At 33.9% G+C, this 2,845-nt stretch carries 5 protein-coding genes; all 5 read right to left on the reverse strand.

The features are described from left to right. Positions 1-741, reverse strand: a 741-nt coding sequence (locus MRZ08_RS06475) for a PTS transporter subunit IIC (RefSeq protein WP_297380785.1), incomplete at its 3' end; no start/stop codon positions are given. 42 nt (positions 742-783) lie between these two features. Beyond that, the gene (locus MRZ08_RS06480; protein ID WP_297380788.1) at positions 784-1,089 is read right to left on the reverse strand and encodes a PTS fructose transporter subunit IIB; all 306 of its coding nucleotides are present in this window, start codon (positions 1,087-1,089) and stop codon (positions 784-786) included. Positions 1,090-1,098: 9 nt separating this feature from the next. Continuing rightward, positions 1,099-1,566 (reverse strand): PTS sugar transporter subunit IIA, encoded by a 468-nt coding sequence (locus tag MRZ08_RS06485; protein WP_297380791.1) that lies wholly within the window; start codon positions 1,564-1,566, stop codon positions 1,099-1,101. Positions 1,567-1,572: 6 nt separating this feature from the next. Next, complete coding sequence (gene lacB, locus MRZ08_RS06490; protein WP_297380794.1) at positions 1,573-2,103, reverse strand: galactose-6-phosphate isomerase subunit LacB; 531 nt, start codon at positions 2,101-2,103, stop codon at positions 1,573-1,575. A 9-nt stretch (positions 2,104-2,112) separates the two neighbouring features. After that, on the reverse strand, positions 2,113-2,565 hold the full coding sequence (locus MRZ08_RS06495; RefSeq protein ID WP_297380796.1) for an RpiB/LacA/LacB family sugar-phosphate isomerase: 453 nt from the start codon (positions 2,563-2,565) through the stop codon (positions 2,113-2,115). Positions 2,566-2,845: the final 280 nt, after the last annotated feature.

Here is a 2,845-nt window from a genome sequence, read left to right on the forward strand (position 1 = left end):
TAATCCAATAAATAGTCCTAGATAGATTCCTATAGCTGACTTAGATCCCCAAAATCCGATTTTAGAGTTAAGCTTTGCAGCATCGAAATCGTATTTATCTAAGAATGGGAATATCTTATCGATTATCTTATTAAATAACATGACTATTGGATTCATCATATAGTTCATGTGGGTAGTTGTCATTGGGTTTTCGTCTGGTGCATCCAAAAGATCATTAAAGGTTGGTTTCATCAAGTCTGAATTTATAATCTTTAATACTCCTATAAATATTACTAGAAGTGTTGTTACAAGTAGACTTGCACCCATATACATAGCAAATAGACCTGTTATAGCCAAATGCCATATATCGAAAATATCAACGTCTAATGTATTGGTTTTGTTTAGTAAAAGCATAGCTATATTTACTATTATCATTACCAGCAAGAAATATAGGGTGTAAGGAGAACCCCAAGTTATTGTTGCAAGAGGCGCCCAACCCACATCAGTTATACTTAATTCAATTCCTGTTCTTCCTACGAAAGCTTGCAAAGCTTCTGAGAAGCTTGAGGTAAGTATGTTCATTACCGCACCAATAGCAGTAATTGAAATTGCAAGCCTAATACCACCTTCTAAGGCCTTTGAGAATTTAACTCCTACAATTACAGATATAATTGTAAGTACCAAAAGCATGAGCACAGAAGGTATGATAATGTCCATGAATTTTCCCAAATAGGTATTAGCAAATTCTATTATTCCACTCATTTTATTTTCTCCATTTATTAATTCGATTTATTATTTACTAAGTTATTTTAAATTTCCTTCTTTTATTATTGATTCAACCTTATCGTACACAGGTTTAGCCATAGCTGGCATTCTGTAAAGGATTGGACCTGCATCTACTACAGGAATATTTACATCAAAGCCTAAATCAGTTTTTGAAATTTGAGCAAATATGTCGTATTTTTTAATCATATCTTCTGTGATATCCTTTATCATAACTGCATCACATTTTACTTCATAGCCCCTATTTTTCATTTCGTTTTCTAAAGCGTTCTTGATTTGGTGACTTGAATTAACACCTGCTCCACATGCTGCTAAAATCTTAATCATAATTTCCTCCTAAAAATTTTTCTCAATAAATTCGTAAATTTTATCTTCACTATCTAAACTGAAAAGCTCTTCTATTCCTTGTGTTTTTGTAACAAAATCCATTATCTTTGCAAGAACATCAGTCTGCATTCCACCTTCACTATTTAATATCATGAAGATAAATGAAACATCTAATTCTTTTTCTGGATCAATCATATTGTTAAAGCTTATCTTATTATTTAACTTAACTGGTATAACCCTAGTAACCTTGCAAGCTTCCGCTTCTGTGTGAGGTATAGCTATATTAGGCAAGCTATCACTTACAAGAGACATATCCATTCCTGTTGGATAATTCTTCTCTCTTTCTTCGACCATTTGAAGAAATTTATCATTTACCAGGTCATCAGCCTTAAGTTTGTCATAAAGTTCTTTAAATAGATCTTCTTTGCTAGAAGCATCAGATATATATACATTTTCTCTTACTATTAACTCTGACATAATTACCTAATCGTGATATTCTCCCCTATCCCATTTTTCTATAAATTCATCAAAGAATTTATCATTAGACACTTGGTCTTTTTCATCTTCTTTATATTTTTCTTCTATTGCCATTAGTTTTTCTATTAGTTTCTCATTTTCTTCTGTTTTCTTGTATTCTGCATTGATAAATGAGTCTATTATTTCAAAGGCTAAATCTCTCCCTACTATCATTCCACCAAAGGATATTACATTTGCGTTTAGTTCTTCTTTGGCATAGATCGCTGTTGCGCAGTCTCTTACTAGGGCGCAACGGGTACCGAAGGCCTTGTTTACTGCTGTAGATATGCCTACTCCTGTTCCGCAGAGTACTACTCCTAGGTCACAATCGCCTTTTGCTACTAGCTCTCCTACTTTTTTTCCAAAGATTGGGTAGTGGGTTCTTGTGTTATCGTAGCATCCTACATCTACTACTTCATGGCCCAGACTTTTGAGGTGGTCAGATACTTCCATTTTTAAACTTGTGACTATGTGGTCACATCCTAATGCTATTTTCATCTTTACCTCCTACATCATTTTGTTGAGCATGTCGATTCTTATTTGGTGACGGCCTCCGTCATAACCATGGCTTAGGAAGTTTCTTAGACAAGATTTCGCTAAATCTTCTCCTACTATTCCTGAACCCATAACAAGAATCCTTGCTCCATTGTGTCTTTTGGTCATTAGGGCGCTTCTCTCATCAGATACTTCTGCAGCAACCATTCCCTTATGCTTTGAGCAAGCCATATAGGATCCTGCTCCGTATCTATCAAGTACTATCCCTACACTTGCATCATCATTTCCTGTTGTTAAGATTCCATCAACCTCTAAAAGCTTTTCACAAACTGCATTAGAACTGTCCACGAAATCAAAACCATCTTCTGTCAAATCTTCATAAGCGACAGATAAGTTTTCTAACTCTTCGATCAAGGCATCCTTGAGTTTTAAGGCATCCTTGTCGGAAGAAATATACACCTTCATAAAACCTCCTATGTTTGTTTTTGTTATTTATTTATTCTTTTTGTTTGCTTATTTTTATATTACAACATACTCGAACATTTGTCAAGCGTTTGCAAAAAATATTTTTCTAATATTTTCAAAATAAAAATACCCTTAGTTAAGTATATATCTTAATTAAGGGTATTTTGTATCTTAAATTTTATTAGCACAAATACAAACATTTATCTCAAAGCCAGCCCTTATTGCTGTATTTATAGACGCTGTATGAGAAAATTGAGTCGTGTATATCGGACTTACCCTC

This window comes from Anaerococcus sp. (assembly GCF_022770135.1).
Lineage (GTDB): Bacteria > Bacillota > Clostridia > Tissierellales > Peptoniphilaceae > Anaerococcus.

Bases quoted from the DNA above. Each gene is read 5' to 3' on its own strand.
- MRZ08_RS06485 (WP_297380791.1), bottom strand. From the start codon at position 1,566: ATGTCAGAGTTAATAGTAAGAGAAAATGTATATATATCTGATGCTTCT.
- lacB (WP_297380794.1), bottom strand. From the start codon at position 2,103: ATGAAAATAGCATTAGGATGTGACCACATAGTCACAAGTTTAAAAATG.
- MRZ08_RS06480 (WP_297380788.1), bottom strand. From the start codon at position 1,089: ATGATTAAGATTTTAGCAGCATGTGGAGCAGGTGTTAATTCAAGTCAC.
- MRZ08_RS06495 (WP_297380796.1), bottom strand. From the start codon at position 2,565: ATGAAGGTGTATATTTCTTCCGACAAGGATGCCTTAAAACTCAAGGAT.